The sequence below is a fragment of the Streptomyces sp. JLBJ103 genome (assembly GCF_058215575.1).
In genome coordinates this window covers 8254478-8275585 of sequence record NZ_CM177089.1, presented here as the reverse complement: position 1 = coordinate 8275585, position 21108 = coordinate 8254478, and the positions used below count along the sequence as shown (strand labels likewise).

At 72.0% G+C, this 21108-nt stretch carries 18 protein-coding genes; 11 read left to right on the top strand and 7 right to left on the bottom strand.

Features of this window, described 5'->3' with window-relative positions:
- The first annotated feature begins 31 nt into the window (after nt 1-31).
- Together AC4BEG_RS35105 and AC4BEG_RS35100 are read left to right on the top strand one after the other, a co-directional pair.
- On the top strand, nt 32-2011 hold the full coding sequence (locus AC4BEG_RS35105) for an ABC transporter transmembrane domain-containing protein (protein ID WP_490703717.1): 1980 nt from the start codon (nt 32-34) through the stop codon (nt 2009-2011).
- A complete protein-coding gene (locus AC4BEG_RS35100) occupies nt 2008-3789 on the top strand; it encodes an ABC transporter ATP-binding protein (RefSeq protein ID WP_490703716.1) in 1782 nt (593 codons plus the stop codon). The genes AC4BEG_RS35105 and AC4BEG_RS35100 overlap by 4 nt, the downstream gene beginning before the upstream one ends.
- 148 nt (nt 3790-3937) lie before the next feature.
- Here AC4BEG_RS35100 and AC4BEG_RS35095 read toward each other — a convergent pair whose 3' ends face one another.
- On the bottom strand, nt 3938-4729 hold the full coding sequence (locus AC4BEG_RS35095; protein ID WP_490703715.1) for a metal-dependent hydrolase: 792 nt from the start codon (nt 4727-4729) through the stop codon (nt 3938-3940).
- 136 nt (nt 4730-4865) lie between these two features.
- Between AC4BEG_RS35095 and AC4BEG_RS35090 the strand changes: the two genes are divergently transcribed.
- Together AC4BEG_RS35090 and AC4BEG_RS35085 are read left to right on the top strand one after the other, a co-directional pair.
- Complete coding sequence (locus AC4BEG_RS35090; RefSeq protein ID WP_490703714.1) at nt 4866-7379, top strand: DEAD/DEAH box helicase; 2514 nt, start codon at nt 4866-4868, stop codon at nt 7377-7379.
- A 73-nt stretch (nt 7380-7452) separates the two neighbouring features.
- A complete protein-coding gene (locus AC4BEG_RS35085) occupies nt 7453-8313 on the top strand; it encodes an acyl-CoA thioesterase (RefSeq protein ID WP_490703713.1) in 861 nt (286 codons plus the stop codon).
- 75 nt (nt 8314-8388) lie between these two features.
- Here the strand turns inward: AC4BEG_RS35085 and AC4BEG_RS35080 are convergent, their stop codons facing one another.
- Nucleotides 8389-9321, bottom strand: coding sequence for a DUF6397 family protein (locus AC4BEG_RS35080; protein ID WP_490703712.1), 933 nt, complete (start codon nt 9319-9321; stop codon nt 8389-8391).
- A gap of 146 nt (nt 9322-9467) precedes the next feature.
- A complete protein-coding gene (locus AC4BEG_RS35075; protein WP_490703711.1) occupies nt 9468-9872 on the bottom strand; it encodes a roadblock/LC7 domain-containing protein in 405 nt (134 codons plus the stop codon).
- A 117-nt stretch (nt 9873-9989) separates the two neighbouring features.
- Here AC4BEG_RS35075 and AC4BEG_RS35070 point away from each other — a divergent pair, with 117 nt between their 5' ends.
- The gene (locus AC4BEG_RS35070; RefSeq protein WP_490703710.1) at nt 9990-10418 is read left to right on the top strand and encodes a PPOX class F420-dependent oxidoreductase; all 429 of its coding nucleotides are present in this window, start codon (nt 9990-9992) and stop codon (nt 10416-10418) included.
- A 63-nt stretch (nt 10419-10481) separates the two neighbouring features.
- On the opposite strand, the gene AC4BEG_RS35065 is transcribed toward AC4BEG_RS35070, so the two are convergent.
- Together AC4BEG_RS35065 and AC4BEG_RS35060 are read right to left on the bottom strand one after the other, a co-directional pair.
- Complete coding sequence (locus AC4BEG_RS35065) at nt 10482-11672, bottom strand: zinc-dependent alcohol dehydrogenase (protein WP_490703709.1); 1191 nt, start codon at nt 11670-11672, stop codon at nt 10482-10484.
- Nucleotides 11641-12159 carry a roadblock/LC7 domain-containing protein gene (locus tag AC4BEG_RS35060; RefSeq protein WP_490703708.1) on the bottom strand — a complete coding sequence of 173 codons (519 nt, stop codon included), beginning with the start codon at nt 12157-12159 and terminating at the stop codon, nt 11641-11643. The genes AC4BEG_RS35065 and AC4BEG_RS35060 overlap by 32 nt, the downstream gene beginning before the upstream one ends.
- A 314-nt stretch (nt 12160-12473) precedes the next feature.
- On the opposite strand from AC4BEG_RS35060, the gene AC4BEG_RS35055 reads away from it, so the two are divergent.
- From AC4BEG_RS35055 to AC4BEG_RS35040, 4 genes are all read left to right on the top strand, one after another.
- The gene (locus AC4BEG_RS35055; RefSeq protein ID WP_490703707.1) at nt 12474-13112 is read left to right on the top strand and encodes a class I SAM-dependent methyltransferase; all 639 of its coding nucleotides are present in this window, start codon (nt 12474-12476) and stop codon (nt 13110-13112) included.
- A gap of 77 nt (nt 13113-13189) precedes the next feature.
- Nucleotides 13190-13354: a hypothetical protein gene (locus AC4BEG_RS35050; RefSeq protein ID WP_490703706.1), complete on the top strand. Its 165-nt coding sequence runs from the start codon at nt 13190-13192 to the stop codon at nt 13352-13354.
- A gap of 97 nt (nt 13355-13451) precedes the next feature.
- On the top strand, nt 13452-14246 hold the full coding sequence (locus AC4BEG_RS35045; protein ID WP_490703705.1) for a hypothetical protein: 795 nt from the start codon (nt 13452-13454) through the stop codon (nt 14244-14246).
- A gap of 456 nt (nt 14247-14702) precedes the next feature.
- Complete coding sequence (locus AC4BEG_RS35040) at nt 14703-15014, top strand: immunity protein CdiI family protein (protein WP_490703704.1); 312 nt, start codon at nt 14703-14705, stop codon at nt 15012-15014.
- Nucleotides 15015-15217: 203 nt separating this feature from the next.
- On the opposite strand, the gene AC4BEG_RS35035 is transcribed toward AC4BEG_RS35040, so the two are convergent.
- Complete coding sequence (locus tag AC4BEG_RS35035; RefSeq protein ID WP_490703703.1) at nt 15218-15400, bottom strand: tail-anchor membrane protein; 183 nt, start codon at nt 15398-15400, stop codon at nt 15218-15220.
- Between the two features lie 163 nt (nt 15401-15563).
- Here AC4BEG_RS35035 and AC4BEG_RS35030 point away from each other — a divergent pair, with 163 nt between their 5' ends.
- Complete coding sequence (locus tag AC4BEG_RS35030; RefSeq protein ID WP_490703702.1) at nt 15564-18536, top strand: SCO1167/SCO6262 family helicase; 2973 nt, start codon at nt 15564-15566, stop codon at nt 18534-18536.
- Nucleotides 18533-19867, top strand: a complete 1335-nt coding sequence (locus AC4BEG_RS35025; protein ID WP_490703701.1) for an SWIM zinc finger family protein — start codon at nt 18533-18535, stop codon at nt 19865-19867. The genes AC4BEG_RS35030 and AC4BEG_RS35025 overlap by 4 nt, the downstream gene beginning before the upstream one ends.
- Before the next feature lie 66 nt (nt 19868-19933).
- Here the strand turns inward: AC4BEG_RS35025 and xylA are convergent, their stop codons facing one another.
- Nucleotides 19934-21106, bottom strand: a complete 1173-nt coding sequence (gene xylA / locus AC4BEG_RS35020; protein ID WP_490703700.1) for a xylose isomerase — start codon at nt 21104-21106, stop codon at nt 19934-19936.
- Nucleotides 21107-21108: the final 2 nt, after the last annotated feature.

Below are 21108 nucleotides of genomic sequence, written 5' to 3'. Positions count from 1 at the left end.
CGCCCGCTCACCGCCCGAGACCTGGGACCCCATGCACATTCGCGATCTTCCGTACCCCGACCCCGGCAGGCCCGACGTACGGTCAGGCCCCCGGTTTCTCCTCTGGCTGGGCAGGAACCAGCTGGGCGGGCAGATCAAGGCCGCGCTGTGGGGGCTGCTCCACATGGCGGCCCTGGTGTGCTTCCCCGTGGCGATCGGCTTAGGGGTGCAGGCGGTGGTGGACCGCTCCGGTGGGCGGCTCGCGCTGGCCGGGGCGCTGATGGTGGGGCTGACCGTGCTCACCGCGCTGGGGGACGCGATGGTCCACCGCGCGGCCGTCACCAACTGGATCACCGCGGCGGCGCGGGTGCAGCAGCTGCTGGCCCGCAAGGCGGTGGAACTGGGCTCGGCGCTGACCCGGCGGGTGGCGGCGGGCGAGGTAGTGGCCGTCTCCACCGGCGATGTCGAGAAGATCGGCTGGTTCGTGGAGACGCTGTCCCGCTTCACCGCGGCCGCGATCACCACGATCGGGGTGTGTGTGGCCCTGGTGATCTACCAGCCGGCGCTGGGCGTGATGGTGGCCCTCGGCGTGCCTGCCCTGGCGCTGGCCGTGCTGCCCCTGCTGCCGCCCGCGGCCCGTCGGGCCGATGAGCAGCGGGAGAAGGCCGGGCGGGCGACGGAGCTCGCCTCGGACACCGTGGCCGGGCTGCGGGTGCTGCGCGGTATCGGCGGCGAGGAGCTGTTCCTCGGCCGCTACCGGCGCGCATCGCAGGAGGTGCGGGTCGCGGCGGTGCGCAGCGCGCGGATGTGGGCTCTGATCGCGGCCGTCCAGGTGGCACTGCCGGGGCTGCTGCTGATCGGTGTCGTCTGGTACGGGGCGGCACTGGCCCAGGACGGGCGGATCGCCGTGGGTGAGCTGGTCACCGTCTACAGCGCGGTCACCTTCCTGCTCTTCCCACTCCGCCACTTCGAGGAGATCGCCATGGCGTACTCCTTCTCCCGGCCGTCCGCGCGGCGCGCGGCGCGGGTGCTGGCGCTGGAGCGCCCCGCACCGGGTCGTCGCGGCGACGCCGACGGCACGCCCGGCGGGGGAAGCGGGGACGACGACGGGGCCGACGGGACGGCAGCGTTCGGTGGCGATCTGTACGACCCGGCGAGCGGCATGCTCGCATCGGCCGGACGGCTGACCGCGGTGGTCTGCGGTGACCCGGACGCGGCGGGGCGGCTGGCCGACCGGCTGGGCGGACATCCCCCGGAGCACATCACGGACGCCGACGGCTCCGACCGGGGGCCGTCGGCGCTGCTCGGCGGGGTCGCGCTGGACGAGCTGCCGCTGGCTGCGGCGCGCGGCACGGTGCTGGTGCAGGACAAGGACCCGGTACTGCTGTCGGGGACGCTGACTGAGCTGCTCGATGTACCGCGGTCGGGACGGGTCACCGCGGAGCAGGCACTGGACGCGGCCCAGTGCGGCGATGTGCTGGACGCGCTGGCGCAGGCGTCCCTCGACGAGGCGGGCGAGGCGGACGCGCTGCGCACACGGATCACCGAGCGCGGCCGATCGCTGTCGGGCGGCCAACGGCAGCGGCTGGCACTGGCCCGTTCGCTGGTGACCGACCCGGAGGTGCTGGTGCTCGACGAGCCCACCTCCGCCGTGGACTCGCACACCGAGGCGCGGATCGCGCAGGGGGTGCGACGGCTGCGGGAGGGGCGGACGACGGTCGTCCTCACCTCCAGCCCGCTGCTGCTGGACCGGGCCGACCGGGTGGTCTTCGTGCGCGACGGCGGGGCGGCCGGGGTGGGCACCCATCGGGAGCTGCTGAAGAGCGACCCCGCGTACCGCGCGGTCGTCACCCGTGAGCCGGACGACGAGCCCGGCGGCCGGACGGCGTCGCCGGACGGGCCGGACAGTACCAAGCGGCTGGCGGGTGCCAAGCCGGTGAACGGCACGGCGCCACAGGGCGGTTCAACGCCGGACGACAGCGGACTCGCGGACATCGACCGGATCGAGGAACAGATCGAGGAGTCGGCATGATCGGCGTGGCACCCCCCGGCTACGACCCGGCCGCGCCGGAGTCGGCGACGACCCTGCCCGTCGGCACGCCCACGACCGTCCGGGCCTATCTGCGCGAGCTGCTGCGGCGGCATCGCCGGGCGTTCATCGTGCTGATGGCGGTGAACGCCACCGCCGTCCTCGCCTCGATGGTCGGCCCGCATCTGCTCGGCGGCCTGGTCGAGGATCTCTCGGAGAGCCGGAACGGTCCGCCCATCGGGCGCACGATCGCGCTGTTCGCGGTGGCACTGGCGGTGCAGACAGTGTTTGTGCGGATGGTGCGGCTGCGCGGTGCGGTGCTGGGCGAGCAGATGCTCGCGGATCTCCGGGAGGACTTCCTCGTACGGTCGGTGGGTCTGCCGCCGGGTGTGCTGGAGCGGGCCGGGACCGGTGATCTGCTCTCCCGGATCACCACCGATATCGACCGGCTGGCGAACGCGATGCGCGAGGCCGTACCGCAGCTGACCATCGGTGTGGTGTGGACCGGGCTGCTGCTGGGCGCCCTGACCGTGACCGCCCCGCCGCTGGGGCTGGCCGTGCTGGTCGCACTTCCGGTGCTGGTGGTCGGCTGTCGCTGGTACTACCGCCGGGCGCCGAGCGCCTACCGCTCGGAGGCCGCCGGATACGCGGCGGTCTCCGCGTCCCTCACCGAGACGGTGGACGCCGGGCGCACCATCGAGTCTCACCGACTGGGCGACCGGCGGATCGCCCAGTCCGAACTGCGTATCCAGCGATGGACCGCGTGGGAGCGGTACACACTCTGGCTGCGCTCGGTGCTGTTCCCCGTGATCAATGTGACCTACACGCTGATCACCGGATCGGTGCTGATGATCGGCGGCGTCTGTGTGATGCGGGGCTGGATGTCCATCGGGGAGCTGACAACGGGGGCGCTCCTGTCGCAGATGCTGATCGAACCGATCGGGCTGATCCTGCGCTGGTACGACGAGCTCCAGGTGGCCCAGGTGTCGCTGGCCCGGCTGGTGGGGGTGCGGGAGATCGAGCAGGATCCCGGGGACGGTGATGTGACGCCGGAGGGCCGGGATGTGCGGGCCGACGAGGTGCGCTTCGGCTACCGGGCCGGCAGCGATGTGCTGCACGGGGTGTCCATGAAGGTGCGGCCAGGGACCCGGCTGGCGCTGGTGGGGCCGTCCGGGGCAGGCAAGTCCACCCTGGGACGGCTGCTCGCCGGGATCTACGCGCCCCGGGCGGGCGAGGTGACCCTGGGCGGTGCGGAGCTGGCACGGATGCCCGCGGAGCGGGTGCGTGAGCATGTGGCCCTGGTCAACCAGGAACACCATGTCTTCGTGGGCTCGCTGCGGGACAACCTGCTGCTGGCCCGCTCCTCCGCACAGGACGCGGAACTGTGGGCGGCGCTGGGCGCGGTGGACGCCGACGGCTGGGCACGCGTGCTGGAGAACGGCCTCGACACCGAGGTGGGCTCGGGCGGGCTGGCGCTCACCCCGGCGCAGGCGCAGCAGATCGCGCTCGCCCGGCTGGTGCTCGCCGATCCGCACACCCTGGTGCTGGACGAGGCGACCTCACTGCTGGATCCGCGGGCGGCCCGCCATCTGGAGCGCTCGCTGGGCCGGGTGCTGGAGGGCCGGACCGTGGTCGCCATCGCCCACCGGCTGCACACCGCACATGACGCGGATGTCATCGCCGTGGTCGAGGCGGGTCGCATCAGCGAACTCGGCAGTCACGACGAACTCGTCGCGGCGGACGGGGCGTACGCGGCGCTGTGGCGCTCCTGGCACCAGTGAGTCCCAGGTGCGGATGAGCGACGGCTGACCGCCCTGGCCCGGGTCCATCCGTACCGGGGCGGTCGGATCCGCATGCGAGGCGCTCGGATCCGAGCCGGGGCGGTCGGATCCGAGGTGATCGGAACCGGGGCGGTCGGAACCGGGGCGGTCAGATGATGCCGAGGGCGCCCAGTCCGCCCAAGCCGCCGAGCACCATGAAGACCGGCATCAGCACCTTCAACTCGACCCAGCTGCCCGCCCGGAAGCGCATCCCCTTCGGCGGGCCGAGCGGGTACCAGCGCTTGCGGCCGATCGGGATGGGCCACAGGATCGGGCAGCCGGAGACGGTCAGGGCATCGCCGATGTCGTGCACCAGGGCGCCGAGGACAATCGGCAGTCCCAGCCAGAGGTACTCCTGACCGGGCGCTGTGAACAGCCAGTCCGCACCATTGCCCGGTTTGTTCAGAATGTCCGCGAGGATCCAGGCACTTGTCGCGCCGAGCAGCCAGACCAGGACATCGCTGGAGACCCGGGCCGCCCGCCACAGCAACCCCTCGACGGCCAGCACCATATGGACGAAGAGGATGCCGAGGACGGCCCAGCGGCCGCCGACCATGGCGAACACCGAGGCACCGGCGCCGATGAGGACGGCCCAGACCCAGGTGTGGGTGAGGGTGCGATGCCCTCCCGTACGACGGGGGTCGCCGGGCTTCCTGGTCGCTTTGTAGACGGCGTACGAGATCTTGTCGATCACTTCGCACAGGCCCCGGGAGATCGGCCCGAAGGCGCGGGATATCGTCGCCGCCTTGTGGTCGAGGTCGGGGGCGAGCGCCGCTCCGGCGCAGATCAGCGCGCCGACGACCAGCACCGGCCAGGGCATCTCGTGGCCGGTCGCCGCGGCGGCCGCCCCCACCCCCAGCCAGGCCGCCGCTCCGGACAGCGAATGCGCCGGTCCCATCATGGTCGTACCCCGCCCCTGTTCGTGCCCGCGCCCAGGCGGGAGTTGGTTGCTTCGGCGCGCCACAGCCTAGCCGCGGACGATCTTCGCCCGCACAGCCGGTTCCCGTCCCGCCCGGGAAACCAGGCAGTATAGGGACGTGACTCTTATCGATCAGCTGCCGAGCGACGCCGACCCCGACGCCCTTTTCGAGGCCTTCTCGTCCTGGGTCGAGGAGCGGGGCATCTCGCTCTATCCCGCCCAGGAGGAAGCGCTGATCGAGGTGGTGTCGGGCGCGAACGTCATCCTGTCCACCCCTACCGGTTCGGGGAAGAGCCTGGTGGCGGCGGGCGCCCACTTCGCCGCCCTGGCCCGTGACGAGGTCACCTTCTACACCGCGCCGATCAAGGCTCTGGTCTCGGAGAAGTTCTTCGAGCTGTGCAAGCTGTTCGGCACCGAGAACGTCGGCATGCTGACCGGTGACGCGTCGGTCAACGCGGATGCGCCGGTCATCTGCTGTACGGCCGAGGTCCTGGCGTCCATCGCCCTGCGGGACGGCAAGGACGCCGATATCGGCCAGGTCGTGATGGACGAGTTCCACTTCTATGCGGAGCCGGACCGGGGCTGGGCCTGGCAGATCCCGCTGCTGGAGCTTCCGCAGGCGCAGTTCATCCTGATGTCCGCGACACTCGGCGATGTGAGCCGGTTCGAGGAGGATCTGACCCGGCGCACCGGGCGGTCCACCGCGGTGGTGCGGTCGGCGACGCGGCCGGTGCCCCTGAGCTACGAGTACCGCACAACGCCGCTCACCGAGACGCTGACCGAGCTGTTGGAGACCCGGCAGGCACCGGTCTACATCGTGCACTTCACCCAGGCCGCCGCGGTGGAGCGGGCCCAGGCGCTGATGAGCATCAATATGTGCACACGCGCGGAGAAGGACGAGATCGCCTCGCTGATCGGCAACTTCCGGTTCACCACCAAGTTCGGCCGGAACCTGTCCCGTTACGTCCGGCATGGGATCGGAGTGCATCACGCGGGCATGCTGCCGAAGTACCGGCGGCTGGTGGAGAAGCTGGCGCAAGCCGGACTGCTCAAGGTCATCTGCGGTACGGACACCCTCGGAGTGGGCGTCAATGTGCCGATCCGCACGGTGTTGTTCACCGCGCTGACGAAGTACGACGGGCAGCGGGTGCGGACGCTGCGGGCACGGGAGTTCCACCAGATCGCGGGCCGCGCCGGCCGAGCCGGTTTCGACACCGCGGGCTTTGTGGTGGCACAGGCGCCCGAGCATGTCATCGAGAACGAGAAGGCGCTCGCGAAAGCCGGGGACGATCCGAAGAAGCGCCGCAAGGTGGTCCGCAAGAAGGCACCGGAGGGCTTCGTCAACTGGGGCCAGAACACCTTCGAGAAACTGATCGCCGCCGACCCCGAACCGCTCACCTCCCGCTTCCGTGTCACCCACGCGATGCTGCTGTCGGTCATCGCCCGGCCGGGCAACGCTTTCGAGGGAATGCGCCGGCTGCTCGAGGACAACCACGAGCCACGCAAGAACCAGCTGCGGCACATCCGCCGGGCCATCGCCATCCACCGCTCGCTGCTGGACGGCGGGGTGGTCGAACGGCTCAATACACCGGACGCCGAGGGCCGCATCGTCCGGCTGACCGTGGATCTGCAACAGGACTTCGCGCTCAACCAGCCGCTGTCCACCTTCGCGCTCGCCGCGTTCGAGCTGCTGGACCCCGAATCGCCGTCCTACGCCCTGGACATGGTCTCGGTCGTGGAGTCGACCCTCGACGATCCACGGCAGATCCTGGCCGCGCAGCAGAACAAGGCGCGCGGTGAGGCGGTCGCGGCGATGAAGGCGGACGGCATGGAGTACGAGGAGCGCATGGAGCGCCTCCAGGACGTCTCCTATCCCAAGCCGCTGGAAGAACTGCTCTCCCACGCCTACGGCCTCTACCGCAAGAGCCATCCGTGGGTCGGGGACCATCCGCTGTCGCCCAAGTCGGTGATCCGCGACATGTACGAGCGGGCGATGACCTTCACCGAGTTCATCTCGTTCTACGACCTCGCCCGGACCGAGGGCATTGTGCTGCGCTACCTGGCCAGCGCCTACAAGGCCCTGGACCACACCGTGCCGGACGATCTGAAGTCGGACGACTTCGAGGACATCATCGCCTGGCTCGGTGAGATGGTGCGCCAGGTCGACTCCAGCCTGCTCGACGAATGGGAACAACTGGCCAATCCGGAGGAGGAGTCCGCGGAGGAAGCACAGGAGCGCGCCGACCAGGTGCGGCCGGTCACCGCGAACGCCCGCGCCTTCCGTGTCCTGGTGCGCAATGCCATGTTCCGCCGGGTGGAGCTCGCCGCGCTCGACCAGGTCGCGGAGCTCGGCGAGATGGACGCGGACGCCGGCTGGGACGAGGACGCCTGGGCGGAGGCGATGGACAAGTACTGGGAGGAGTACGAGGAACTGGGCACCGGACCGCAGGCCCGCGGGCCGAAGCTGCTGCGGATCGAGGAGCGGCCGGAGGACGGGCTGTGGCGGGTGCGGCAGACCTTCGACGATCCGAACGGCGACCACGACTGGGGCATCTCGGCCGAGGTGGATCTGACCGCCTCCGACGAGGAGGGCCGCGCCGTGGTCCGGGTCACCGACGTGGGTCCGCTGTAGCCTCGGTAGCCTCCTGAGCCCCGTCCCCGCCGCGAACCACCTCACGAGCCCCCTCAGCGAAGGAACGCCGCAGATGACCAATCCCGCCGAGCGTCTGGTGGATCTGCTCGATCTGGAGCGGATCGAGGAGAACATCTTCCGCGGTCTGAGCCCCGATGAGTCGCTCCAGCGCGTCTTCGGCGGACAGGTGGCCGGGCAGGCGCTGGTGGCCGCCGGGCGGACGACCGACGGGCAGCGCCCGGTGCATTCGCTGCACGCGTACTTCCTGCGCCCGGGGCGGCCGGGCGTGCCCATCGTGTACCAGGTGGAGCGCGTCCGGGACGGGCGCTCCTTCACCACCCGCCGGGTCGTCGCCGTGCAGCAAGGTCGGACGATCTTCAATCTGACAGCCTCCTTCCACCGTCCGGAGCCGGGCATCGAGCAGCAGCTGCCGATGCCCGGAGTGCCTGAGCCGGAGAGCCTGCCGAAACTCGCCGACGAGATCCGCGCCCATCTGGGGACCCTCCCCGAGGCGCTCGCGCGGATGGAGCGCCGCCAGCCCTTCGACATCCGCTATGTCGAGCGGCTGCGCTGGACGGACGACGAACTCAAGGGCGCGGAGCCGCGCAGTGCCGTCTGGATGCGGGCGGTCGGCCCGCTCGGGGACGATCCGCTGGTGCACACCTGCGCGCTCACCTACGCCAGCGACATGATGCTGCTGGACGCGGTGCGGGTGCCGGTCGAACCACTCTGGGGCCGCCGGGGCTTCGACATGGCCTCACTGGATCACGCCATGTGGTTCCACCGTCCGTTCCGCACCGATGAGTGGTTCCTGTACGACCAGGAGTCTCCCGTGGCCACCGGCGGCAGGGGGCTGGCGCGCGGCCGGATCTACAACCGCGAGGGACAGCTGCTGGTCTCGGTAGTGCAAGAAGGGCTCTTTCGTCCTGTCTAGGACGTGCAAGACCTTCCCGAGAGGTCTCCGCCCACTCCGCTGCCCCCACCGTGAGAGCGCCGAGGGCGCCATGGCTCAGCGCCTGCCGGTCAGCCTGCGCCACAGTCCCCGCGGACGGTCCGGGGACCGGTGACGGCCTCCCCGCTGCGGAGGCTCCTCCGCCTCCGGGCACGGTGCGGGCAGCGCCGCGCGGGCGTCCCGCAGGGCTTCGGTGAGCGCGGCCCCGTAGCGCCGGATCTCCCGTGGGTCGTCCGCTGTCACCGTCCTGTCGATCACATCGCGCACCGGACCGCTGTCGGGGCGGACCCGGACCAGGGCGGGACGCAGCTCCCGCAGTTGACTCCGCTCGTGCGGATCGCCGACGACGGAGGCGAGGTCGTGCGGCGCGAGGGCGGAAGCGAGGACCGCGGCCCGGGCCCAGGGCTCCTCGGTCCGCGCGAGCAGCTGCTCGATCCGGCGGCGGCGCCAGGACTCAGCGCGCCGGTCCTCCCCCGCGGTCAGCGCCGCGCTCAGCCCCGGCGGGGTGCGGCCGGACAGCAGCTCCGGTCGGCGTGCGGCCAACTCGCTGAGATCCGCCGCCAGATAGATCCACACCACCACCCGATAGCGGTTCACATAGAAGCGGACCGGGGAGAAGAAACCGCCGCGGGCGAGCCGGGTGAGTCGCCCAGGGCTGATGCCCAGCAGTTCGGCGCCGTCCGCAGTGCCGACCACCCGGAGCCGGGCGGCCAACTCTTCCGGAAAGCCCTCGGCGGTGGTCAGCCGCGCCAACTCCGCGTGCGCCACCTGGGGTCGAGCGCCGGTGCCTACGGTGTGCACCTCTCCCAGCTGCACGGCGAGCTCCAACTCGCGCGGCTTGAGCCCCAGAGCGCGGGCCGCCGCGCCGAACGCGACGCCCTCCCTCTCCCCTGACGAGCGAGGCTCCCCCTCGGATAAACCGGGCTCCGGACCGGCCGGTCCCCACGGCCCCTGACGCTCCTTCAGCCCCACGTACATCTGCACGGTCATGGCAATGTCCTCCCCCGCGACCCATCAATCACTGACAGTGACGACGATAGCCGCGTGGCGCGACAGTGCGTCAGGGCTGTGGATAACTTCCGCGGGCGCAGGTCAGCGCCTCGTCAGCACCGGCAGGGGCCGCCCACCGCTCCCGGTCAGCTGGACGCGGCGCTCTCCTGTCTCACCTCGACGCCCAGGTGCTCTCCCACCCGGTTGACCAGCAGCGTCATTTCGTAGGCGACCTGGCCCACATCGGCCTCCGGCCCGCTGAGCACGCACAGGCAGCTGCCGTCACCAGCCGCCATGACGAAGAGGACCCCCTCGTCGTATTCGACCATCGTCTGCCGCACCCGGCCGGTCCTGAAGTGCAGACCGGACCCCTTGGCCAGGCTGTGCAGCCCGGAGGCGACCGCCGCCAGATGCTCGGCGTCCTGGCGCTCGAGCGTGGAGCTCGCCCCCGTCACCAGCCCATCGTTCGACAGCACCAGCGCGTGCTGTATCTGCGCGATCCGCTCGGTCAGGTCGTCCAGTAACCAGTCGAGCCCCTTGTTGAGTGCCATGTCTGTTCCTCCCCGATTCCCCAGAACTGCGTGCCAGCCTTTCTCACTGCCGCCGTCTGGGCAACCCGCCCTGTCCGTCATCACGGGGATGTGGACCGTTTGACGCAGGATGGAGACATGGCACAGAAAATGACCAAGGATCAGTGGCAGAAGTTCGTCTCCGAGGGCACTCGCACCGGCAAGCTGTCGACCGTACGGGCCGACGGAAGCCCGCACATCGCACCCGTCTGGTTTCTGCTCGACGGCGACGACCTCGTCTTCAACACGGGCCAGGACACGCTCAAAGGGCGCAACATGGCGCGGGACGGCCGGGTCAGTCTCTGCGTGGACGACGAGCGGCCACCGTTCTCGTTCGTCACGGTGCAGGGCCGCGCCGAGCTCATCGATGACATGGCGCAGGTCCGCGACTGGGCGACCCGGATCGCCGCGCGGTACATGGGCGAGGACCGCGCGGAGGAGTTCGGCGCACGCAACGGTGTACCGGGTGAACTGCTGGTCAGGGTGCGTATCGAGAAAGTCGTCGGGTTCGCCGACATTGCTGACTAGCCGCTGACTGATGAGATTCGACCGAAATCCTTCGCTTCGTGGCGGACTGTTGTCCCTCCACCCCTAAGGTCGTAGCAGAACTTTGATCGCTCCGTCCTCCTTGTGCTGGAACAACTCATAGGCACGGGGCGCCTCGTCCAGCGGCATGCGGTGGGTGGCGAATCCATCGACGTCCAGCGGGTCCTCGTCCGTCAGCAGCGGCAGGATGTGATCGACCCAACGCCGAACATTCGCCTGACCCATCCTCAGCTGGATCTGTTTGTCGAACATCGTCATCAGCGGCATCGGATCGGCCATACCGCCGTACACCCCGCTGAGCGAGAGGGTGCCGCCGCGCCGTACCAGCGCGATGGCCAGGCGCAGCGCCGCCAGCCGGTCGACGCCGGCCTTCGCCGTGAGCCGGGCGGCCCAGTCCCGCGGGAGGAAACCCGCGGCCCGCTGGGCCGTCCTGCCGACCGGGCTGCCGTGGGCCTCGGTGCCCACGGCGTCGATAACCGCGTCCGGTCCACGGCCGTCGGTGACGGAGACGACGGCCTCGACGAGATCTTCCTGCTGTTCGTAGTCATGGAGGTCGAACACCTCCACACCGTCGGCGCGCGCCCGTCGCAGCCGCTCGGGCACCAGGTCCACGCCGATGACCCGGCCGGCTCCCTGCACCGTCGCGATCCGGCAGGCCATGCTGCCGATGGGGCCGAGCCCGAGGACCGCGACCGTGCCGTCCTGCGGGACGGCCGCGTAGTCCACCGCCTGCCATGCCGTGGGCAGGACGTCGGAGAGGTACAGGAAACGGTCGTCCGGTGGCCCTTCGGGCACCTTGATCGGTCCGTAGTGGGCCTGGGGCACGCGCAGATACTCCGCCTGGCCGCCCGGGACCGCGCCGTAGAGCTTGCTGAAGCCGAACATCTCCGCGCCCATTCCGTGCTCGACGACCTGGGTGGTCTCGCACTGCGTGGGCAGACCTGAGCGGCACATCCAGCAGTTTCCGCAGGCGATCTGGAAGGGCACCACGACGCGGTCGCCGGGGCTGAGGTTCGTCACCTCCGGTCCGGTCTCCTCCACGATTCCCATGGGCTCGTGGCCGAGGATGTCGCCGGGGGTCATGAAAGGCGTCAGCACCTCGTAGAAGTGGAGATCGGACCCGCACAGCCCGGTGGTGGTGATCCGGACGATCGCGTCCGTGGGCTCCTTGATGATGGGGTCGGGGACCGTCTCCACGCTCACCTCACGCCGGCCCTGCCAGGTCACCGCTCGCATCGCCGTGTCCCTTCGCCGTGGTCTTCGGCAGGTCCCTCCGGGTACCCCAGGGAGACCGGCCGAAGCGGCGCCGGGGCCACGAGCCGCGCCGCCCGCGCAGTTGTGCGCGCGCCCGCTCCACCAGCCGGACCGTCTCGGCGGCGACGGCTGCCGGGTCGGCTCCGGCGGTACCCAGGACGGCCAGACACCCGCCGTCGCCGACCGCCGCCACGCAGAGGTGGCCCCCTTCCGTCTCGATCACCGCCGGACGGGCCCGACCGCCGCGGGCTCGGCGCCCGGCGCTCCTGGCGAGGCTGTGGAACCCGGAGGCGACGGCGGCCAGGTGCTCGGCCTCCGCGCGGGAGAGTCCCCGGGACGCGCTCACCGTGGTCCCGTCGCCGGAGAGGATGACCACATGGCGTACATCGCGGGTCCGGTCCACCAGATCGTCCAGCATCCGATCGAGGTCGGTCAGGGAGCGGGCGTCGGTGCCACGGCGCTTGGTCATGAGCGGTCTCCCTCGGTCAGCGCCCACCGCACCGGCGGCGCTCCGGCTGTCCCCTGGGCCAGGTGTCCCCCTTGGGCTCGGGACGCTAGACCTGGTCGGGGCGCATGAGAGGAACGGGTTACGGAATCTGCCGGATATTGACAGGGTCAGATGCCAGAGCGATCGATCGATGCCCGAATGTGTACGTCAACGGAGGTCGGCCATGGCTTCCGCTTCACCGAGAGTGGTGCACTGGGAGCACCGGGAGTGGTCCGTCGATGGTGATCCGCCGGATACGGTTCCTGCACGGTGATCCGCCGAGAGCAAGGAGCGTCATGCCCCAGGACGAGCACCAGCAGCACCGCCACGGCCCCGGTGCGGGCGGCGCGACCGAGGTGAGGGAGTTCTTCACTCCCCGGGCCGCCGACTGGGACAGCCGTTTCCCCGACGATGGGTCCGCCTACGCGGCCGCCGTCGCCGAGCTCGGGCTGCGCACCGGAGACGCGGTGCTCGACGCGGGCTGCGGCACGGGCCGGGCGCTGCCCGCCCTGCGCACCGCCGTCGGACCGGAGGGCACCGTCCTGGGAGCCGATCTCACCCCCGCCATGCTGGAGGCCGCCGTCCGCGCGGGACGGGACGGCGCGGCGGCGCTCGTCCTCGCCGATGTCGCCCGGCTGCCTCTGCGTGACGGCGGTCTGGACGCGGCGTTCGCCGCCGGGCTGATCTCGCATCTCGGCAAACCCGGCCCCGGGCTGCGCGAACTGGCCCGGGTGGTGCGCCCCGGCGGACGGCTCGCGCTGTTCCACCCGGTGGGCCGGGCCGCGCTCGCGGACCGTCACGGCCGCCCGCTGACCCCCGAGGATCTGCGGGCCGAGCCCAATCTGCGGCCATTGCTGGCCCGTTCCGGCTGGCGACTGGAGTCGTACACGGATGAGGACACCCGCTTTCTGGCGCTGTCGGTGCGGGAGGGCTGAGGGTCGTCAGGGGCGCTTCAGGTCGCGGCCGGGCAAGGACCGGCTCAACCCCGCGCGGTGAGCCCGGATCTGATCCCGTGGCCGGGCAGGTCGACGAGGAGCGACCGGCGTCCGGCGAGAACCGGGACGGCGGCGATACGTTCCGGCACGGCACCCCCACCATCGCCCGCGCCACCGGCCGGGCCGAACCGTCCCGGCTGCGGAGCACCCCGGCGACCCCGCGGGCCACTTCCGGCGACTGACCTGGTCGCAGCCATCTCGACGCCATGGCTACTGGCTGGTTAAGGTGCGCCGACGACGGATCGCCCATCGGATCCGGGACCGCAAGAGGAGGCTGCCGTGCCCGCCACGGAGGAGTCAGGCGACGACGCGCTGTACGTGCTGACCGCGGTGCTGCTGACACCCGCTCAATTCCCGAGCGTGCTCGGCGACGACTACCCCGAGGCATGCGCCGCCCTCGGTCTGCGGCCCTACGAGCTCGGCTACGGCCTGGTGCTGGGGCAGGACGGCCGCGGGGCGCGCTGGACGGTGGTCACCAACGACGTCTCACTCGTGGCCTGCGCCATCGCGACATGGGACTGCGGTATGGAGTACGACCTGTCCCTCGACGAACGCACCATGGTCGCCTCCCTCCCCGGCTGGCCGCTCGCCGTGGCCGTGGCCGCCCCGGGCGTCCCCGCACCGCACGACCCCGAGCCCGATCCCGAACTCGGGGACACCGCCCGGCCGCCGCTCGCACCGCCGGACTCCGAGCGGTGGGGCCCGGCACAGCGGCGGCTCGGCGCGGACGAGATCGCCCTCCAGTGGGCCATCTGGCGTGAACAGGTGGACAGCGACGTCACGTTCGTCGCCCCCGGCGAGAAGCCGCACGGAGGGGTGCGACGGGTGCTCGAAGAGGTGCGCGGCTATCTGGACACGCCCCCGCCGCTCGGCCGGATCCGCTCCGCGTTCGCCGCGGGTGACGCGCGGACCCTGCGGGCCGACGGGCCGGGCTGGAGCATGGTGGCGCGCACCGACGACATCGCGTTCGTCCTGCTGGACGACGCACCGGGCGAGGTGCTTCCGGTGGGGCGCGGCCCCGAACTCCCGGGGCTGCTGACGGCGCTGGACGAACTGGCCGTACGCCCCAACTGAGGCCGGGGCAGCTGGTCGAAGTGGCCCCGGAGCCAGGAAGAGGTCAGCGGTTGAGATGTTCCGCCCCGCGGGACCCGGCACCACGGTCTGCGGCGGCTCGCTGATCCCGGCCATGGCGGGGCTGATCGACGGACGCCGCGCGACCAGCCACCATCTGGCGCTGGGCAACCTGGCGGAGACCAGTGCGGTGGCGGTTGACGCACGGTCGTCGACGGCGGCGACCTGGTGGCCGGTGCCGGAGCTTCCTCCGATCTCGATGTCGGGCTGTATCTGCTGGAACGTGCGCTGGGCCCGCGGATCGCGCACGCCGCACAACAGATGCTCGCCCATGAGCGGCGTGGTGTCGTGTGGCGTTCGGCAGGTATCGCCCCGGTCGCGGCATGGGCCTTAGGGATGGTGGCCGAGATACCGCCACTATTCTGTGGAGCACCAGCGGACGCCGTGAGACCGTGCGGTATGCCCGAACGCCTTCGCTTCTTCTTCGAGGCTGGTGTCCCGCACACCCCGCTGTGGCCATGTGACATGGACAGCCCGTACGGCTACCCCACCGAGCTGGATCGGCTGCCGATCAGCGTGGCCACCCGGACCGAGCTGGCGCAGCTGTGCGAGTGGTACCAGTCCTCGCTCGACTGGGACTATCCACCGGATCCGTCACCCTGGCCCGAAGAGGAGTGGCAGGCGTTCCGGGAACGGGCACACGCCGCACTGGCGGCTCTGCGCCGTGAGTTGGGTGATGACTGGACGGTACTGGACCAAAGCCTGCTGTGACCGCGATGGTTCCCGGCCCTTGCCGCGGCGGGTGCGGCGGTGCGTGTCCGCACTGCCGCGCCCGCCGCGACCATCCCTCTCCCCGTCTGGCCGGGTCCCGTATGGGACGCCGGGCGGCCCGCGATCGGTGCTGCACGGTCACTCCCAGGTGCGTGTCGCCGTGGGCCCCGAGCCCGGCCAGCGGTCCTTGGCGGCCGCCGAGGTCAGCGGCCGAGCTCCTTCCGGGAGACCCCGCGCAGCCTGCGGCGCTGGGAGGGGTCCAGCAGCAGATAGGCAGCCGCGGGCACACCGACGAGCACCAGCAGAGCCGCCCAGAAGGGCAGCAGCCACATCAGGATCACACCTACCGCCACACCTCCGGCGGCGACCTTCGCGCGCGTGGACATCTCACCCGCCTCCTCTACGGCCCCGAGCCGCTTCTTCACGGCTCTGAGCCGCGTTCACTCCTCACAACGCACACCGGCGGCCTCCGGTTCCTCAATCGTCCCCCCGTCCTGTACCCTCGACCGCCCCGGTTCACTAGTCAAATTTGAGGAATAAATCAGCGCTGTGACACCTCCTCGCGCGGCGACGCCCTCCGAGATCGCCGAACTCTGCCGTTCCACCACGGTCTTCCTGCCCGCCGACCCGGCACGCACCGGACGGGTCGCCTTCTGGTCCCCGGACGGCCCGCCCCCATCCGGCCCCGGCTCCACCGAGGAGCTGACCGTCGTCGTTCCAGACGTGACGGCTCCGGACGTCCCTCAGGTCTCCGACGGCCCGGACGGCGCCCCCGACGATGGCCGCACCGTCCGCACCCGTACCGTCCCGGCGCTCGTCCTGCCCCTGAGCGCCGCGTTGCCCGTCCTCACCCGAGCCCGCGCACGGGCCGCCGCCCGCGCGGCGGACAGTACGGCCGACACCGACCCCACCGCGGCGTTCTGGGGTGCCGCCGCCGTGCTCGCCCTCCAACTCGCCGCCCGCGGACGGCTGCTGCCCGGTCTCACCGCCACCGACCACGACGCCTGGCGCGTCGGCCCGCTCACCCCCGAGGATCTGGAGCGGCTGCGGGAGCTGGCCGCCGCCATGCCTCCCGCCGCGCACGCCCTGCCGCTGCCCGGCACAGAGCCCGTTCTGCTGCCCGAGCCCGAGCGGCATCTGCGTGCGTTCCTGGACGCGGTGGCGGACGGACTGCCGCGCACCCCCGCCGCGTCCCTGGCCGCGGGCGGCCCCGCGTTCGCCGCCGCGCCGCCCGTGCGCCTGCCCGAACAGCGTGCCTGGGCGGCCGATGTGGCCGCCGGACACGACGCCGGGGTGCGGCTGTCGCTCCGCGTCGAGGTGCTGCGCGGCGACATCCGGGCCGCCGACGGCGACCACGCCCCTGCGGGGCCGGACTTTCGCGCCGTCCTCCAGCTGCACAGCCTCACCGACCCTGCCCTCGTCGCGGACGCCGCCGACGTCTGGGCGGGCACCACTCCGGTCGGCGCGGCGCTGGGCTCGCGCGCCCGGATGGACGCGCTGCTCACCCTGCGGCGCGCGGCCCGCGCCTGGCCGCCGCTCGCCCCGCTGCTGTCGGCCGCCGTGCCCGATGCGATCGACCTCGCCGACGAGGAGGTCACCGAGCTGCTCGGCCCGGCGGCGGAGGCACTGGACGCCGCCGGGGTGCAGGTCCACTGGCCCAGGGAGCTGGTGCGCGGGCTCACCGCGCGCGCCGTCATCGGCCCCGACGAGGACGGCCGGGCCGAGGACGGCCTCGGCCCCCGGATGCCGTCCTTCCTCTCCGCCGACGCGCTGCTCCGCTTCAGCTGGCGGTTCGCCATCGGCGGCCAGGACCTCACCCGCGAGGAGCTCGACCGGCTCGCGGAGGCCAGTCGTCCGGTGGTGCGGCTGCGCGACCAGTGGGTCGTCCTGGACCCGGAGTCGGCGCGCCGGGCCCAGGATCGCACGGACCGAAAACTCACCCCCATCGACGCACTCGACGCCGTCCTCACCGGCCGTACGGAGGCCGACGGCACCGCCGTGGACGTCGAGCCCACCGGCTGGCTCGCGGCGCTGCGCGACCGGCTCGCCGACCCCGAGGGGACCGCCCATCCCGAGCAGCCGCCTGTCGCCCAGCCCGCGGCGCTCACCGCCACCCTGCGCGACTACCAGCTGCGCGGTCTGGACTGGCTGGCCCGGATGACCTCGCTCGGCCTGGGCAGCTGTCTCGCCGACGACATGGGGCTCGGCAAGACCATCACCCTGATCGCGTTGCATCTGCACCGTCAGGGCGTCCCCGAGGCGGCCGGGCCCACCCTCGTGGTGTGCCCCACGTCCCTCATGGGCAACTGGCAGCGCGAGATCGAGAAGTTCGCGCCGGGCACCCCCGTGCGCCGCTACCACGGCACCGCGCGCAGCCTGGACGACCTCGCCGACGGGGAGTTCGTCCTCACCACGTACGGGACGATGCGGCTGGACGCCCAGCGCCTTGCCGGGGCGGGGCCCTGGGGCATGGTGGTCGCGGACGAGGCCCAGCACGTCAAGAACCCGTTCTCGGCGACCGCGAAACAGCTGCGCACCATCGGGGCCAAGGCCCGCGTCGCACTGTCCGGAACACCCATCGAGAACAACCTGTCCGAGCTGTGGGCGATTCTCGACTGGACCACGCCGGGGGTGCTGGGCACCCACGGCGCGTTCCGCAGGCGCTACGCCCAGGCCGTCGAGAGCGGCAGCGATCCGGCCGCCGCCGCGCGGCTGGCGAAACTGGTCCGGCCCTTCCTGCTCCGGCGCCGCAAGTCCGACCCGGGCATCGCCCCCGAACTGCCGCCGAAGACCGAGACCGACCGCGCGGTGGCCCTCACCACCGAACAGGCCGGGCTGTACGAGGCGGTGGTGCGCGAGATCCTCGCCGAGATCTCCGGCACCGACGGCCTGGTCCGGCGCGGGCTCATCGTCAAGCTGCTCACCGGTCTGAAGCAGATCTGCAACCATCCCGCCCAGTATCTGAAGGAGGAACGCCCCGTCCTTCCCGGCCGCTCCGGAAAGCTGGAGCTGCTCGACGAACTGCTGGACACCATCCTCGTCGAGGGCGCGAGCGTGCTGGTGTTCACGCAGTACGTCCAGATGGCGCGGATCCTCGAAACACACCTGGCCACGCGCGGGGTGGCGACCCAGCTGCTGCACGGAGGCACCCCGGTGGCAGGGCGCGAGGAGATGGTGCGGCGCTTCCAGGACGGCGAAGTGCCGGTGTTCCTGCTGTCGTTGAAGGCCGCGGGCACCGGGTTGAACCTCACCCGGGCCGAACATGTCGTGCACTACGACCGCTGGTGGAACCCGGCCGTCGAGGCGCAGGCCACCGACCGCGCGTACCGCATCGGGCAGACCCAGCCGGTGCAGGTCCACCGCATCATCGCGGAGGGCACGGTGGAGGACCGGATCGCCGCGCTGCTGGAGCGCAAGCGGGAGCTGGCGGACGCGGTGCTCGGCACCGGCGACGCCGCGCTGACCGAACTGACCGACGCCGAACTGGCGGAGCTCGTGGAGCTGAGGGGGAGCGAGCGATGAGCCATGACCGGAACACCGAGGCCGTCCCGACCGGTGCCGTCCCCCGCGCGGAGCGTGTCTTCGACGCCCTGCCGCCCGCCCACGGCCGCGGGTTCGCCCGGACCTGGTGGGGCCAGGCGTGGCTGAAGGCCCTGGAGGACACGGCGCTCGACGGCCAACAGCTCAAGAGCGGCCGCAAGCACGCCCGCGAGGGCGCGGTCGGCGCGGTCAGCGTCCGGCCGGGCCGGATCACGGCGGTGGTGCGGGACCGGGACCGTACACCCTACCGCTCCGACGTCCTGGTCCAGGAGTTGAGCGAGGCCGCATGGGACCGGCTGCTGGAGGTGGTGGCGGACCGTTCGGGCCATATCGCCGCGCTGCTGGACCGCGATATGCCCCCGCAGCTCGTCGAGGACGCGGCCGCCGCGGGCGTCGATCTCCTGCCGGGGATCGGCGATCTGGAGCCGGAGTGCGCATGCGAGGCGTGGGACCACTGTCCGCACACCGCCGCGCTCTGCTATCAGCTGGCGCGGCTGCTGGACGAGGACCCGTTCGTTCTGCTGCTGATGCGCGGGCGCGGGGAGCGGGAGCTGCTGGACGAACTCCAGGTACGCAGTGTGGCGCGTGCCGCGCGGCGCGCCCCGGCCGAGGACGCCGCCGCAGGACCGGACCCGCTGCCCGGTGCGGCGGGCATACCGGCCCGGGAGGCGTTCGCCGCGCCCGACCCGGCGGCGCTGCCCGCGCCTCCGCCCTCGGTGGTCACGCCGGGCCGTCCACCGGCGCTGGTCGGCGGCGCGGAACCGGCGCCGGGGCTGGATGTGGCCGCGCTGGAGTTCCTCGCCGCGGACGCGGCCGTACGCGCCCAGCGGCACCTGGCCGAGGCGCTGTCACCCGGCCACGCCGCCGCGCCGGTCACCCCTGGGGTCCCGGACGCGCTCACGGTGTGGCAGGACACGGTGCGGCTGATGGCGGCCGGGCCTCCGGAGGAGGTCGCGGGGCGGCTCGCGGCGGGCTGCGGCCGCGATCGCGCCGAACTGGCACAGGCGGTCAGGGCGTGGGGCCACGGCGGACCCGCCGCCCTCGCGGTCCTGGAGGAGGAGTGGACCCCGGACGCGGAGGCGCTGACCCGTGCCCGCGCCCGGCTCTCCGCCGCCTGGGAGGACGGCGAGCGGGCGCCGCGGCTGCGGATGGCGGGCAACCGGTGGACCGTCGTGGGCTCCGACACCCAGGTGCGTCTGGGGCGTGACGGCCGGTGGTGGCCGTACCGCAAGGAGCGGGGCCGCTGGTGGCCGGCCGGTCCGTCGGCCGATGACCCGGCGGCGGCGCTGGCGGGCCTGGAGGCGTCCGACTGAGGGCAGGCGCCCGGCGTACCCCGGTGGTGGCCCGTGCTGTGCGGGCCACCACCGGGGCGGCGTCCCTCAGCCCCGCGCCCGCAGCAGATGGTCCATGGCCAGCTGGTCGAGGCGTTCGAAGGCCATACCGCGTTCGGCCGCCGCCTCGAGGTCGAAGTCCTCGAAGGCGGTGCGGTCCGCGAGCAGGGCCGCCGGGGTTTCGCCCGCGTCGAGGGTGGGCCGGGACAGCTGGTCCAGACGGGAGGCGCGCAGCGCCCGCTGGACCTCGGGATCCGCGCGGAAGGCCGCGGCCCGCTCCTTGAGGATCAGATAGTTCCGCATGCACCCGGCGGCGGAGGCCCAGACGCCCTCCATGTCCTCGGTGCGCGGCGGTTTGAAGTCGAAGTGGCGCGGGCCCTGGTATCCGGCCGTCTCCAGCAGGTCGACGAGCCAGAAGGCGGCCCGCAGATCGCCCGCGCCGAAACGCAGGTCCTGGTCGTACTTGATACCGGACTGACCGTTGAGGTCGATGTGGAAGAGCTTGTCCGCCCACAGCGCCTGGGCGATGCCGTGCGGGAAGTTCAGCCCGGCCATCTGTTCATGGCCGACCTCCGGGTTCACCCCGAACAGCTCGGGCCGCTCCAGCCGCTCGATGAAGGCGAGGGCGTGGCCGACGGTCGGCAGCAGGATGTCACCGCGCGGTTCATTCGGCTTGGGCTCGATGGCGAAGCGCAGATCGTAGCCCTGCTCGGCGACATACGTGCCGAGCAGGTCGAACGCCTCCTTCATCCGGTCCAGCGCGGCCCGTACGTCCTTGGCAGCACCGGACTCCGCGCCCTCGCGGCCGCCCCAGGCCACATACGTCGTGGCGCCCAGCTCGACGGCGAGGTCGATGTTGCGGAGGGTCTTGCGCAGGGCGTAACGGCGTACGTCCCGGTCGTTGGCGGTGAAGGCGCCGTCCTTGAAGACCGGATGGGTGAAGAGGTTGGTGGTGGCCATGGGCACGGTCATCCCGGTGGCCTCCAGGGCCTGCCGGAAACGTTTCACCCGGGCTTCGCGCTCGGCCTCCGGGGCGCCATGGGGGATCAGGTCGTCGTCGTGGAACGTGACGCCCCAGGCGCCGAGTTCAGCGAGCCGGGTCACGGTCTCGACGGGGTCGAGCGGCGGACGGGTGGCGTCGCCGAACGGGTCCCGGCCCTGCCAGCCGACTGTCCACAGGCCGAAGGTGAACCTGTCCTCGGGAGTGGGGGTGTGGCTCATCG

Coding starts and splice junctions, on each gene's coding strand:
- AC4BEG_RS35105 (WP_490703717.1), top strand. CDS start 32: ATGCACATTCGCGATCTTCCGTACCCCGACCCCGGCAGGCCCGACGTA.
- AC4BEG_RS35100 (WP_490703716.1), top strand. CDS start 2,008: ATGATCGGCGTGGCACCCCCCGGCTACGACCCGGCCGCGCCGGAGTCG.
- AC4BEG_RS35095 (WP_490703715.1), bottom strand. CDS start 4,729: ATGATGGGACCGGCGCATTCGCTGTCCGGAGCGGCGGCCTGGCTGGGG.
- AC4BEG_RS35085 (WP_490703713.1), top strand. CDS start 7,453: ATGACCAATCCCGCCGAGCGTCTGGTGGATCTGCTCGATCTGGAGCGG.
- AC4BEG_RS35080 (WP_490703712.1), bottom strand. CDS start 9,321: ATGACCGTGCAGATGTACGTGGGGCTGAAGGAGCGTCAGGGGCCGTGG.
- AC4BEG_RS35075 (WP_490703711.1), bottom strand. CDS start 9,872: ATGGCACTCAACAAGGGGCTCGACTGGTTACTGGACGACCTGACCGAG.
- AC4BEG_RS35070 (WP_490703710.1), top strand. CDS start 9,990: ATGGCACAGAAAATGACCAAGGATCAGTGGCAGAAGTTCGTCTCCGAG.
- AC4BEG_RS35065 (WP_490703709.1), bottom strand. CDS start 11,672: ATGCGAGCGGTGACCTGGCAGGGCCGGCGTGAGGTGAGCGTGGAGACG.
- AC4BEG_RS35060 (WP_490703708.1), bottom strand. CDS start 12,159: ATGACCAAGCGCCGTGGCACCGACGCCCGCTCCCTGACCGACCTCGAT.
- AC4BEG_RS35055 (WP_490703707.1), top strand. CDS start 12,474: ATGCCCCAGGACGAGCACCAGCAGCACCGCCACGGCCCCGGTGCGGGC.
- AC4BEG_RS35040 (WP_490703704.1), top strand. CDS start 14,703: ATGCCCGAACGCCTTCGCTTCTTCTTCGAGGCTGGTGTCCCGCACACC.
- AC4BEG_RS35035 (WP_490703703.1), bottom strand. CDS start 15,400: ATGTCCACGCGCGCGAAGGTCGCCGCCGGAGGTGTGGCGGTAGGTGTG.
- AC4BEG_RS35025 (WP_490703701.1), top strand. CDS start 18,533: ATGAGCCATGACCGGAACACCGAGGCCGTCCCGACCGGTGCCGTCCCC.
- xylA (WP_490703700.1), bottom strand. CDS start 21,106: ATGAGCCACACCCCCACTCCCGAGGACAGGTTCACCTTCGGCCTGTGG.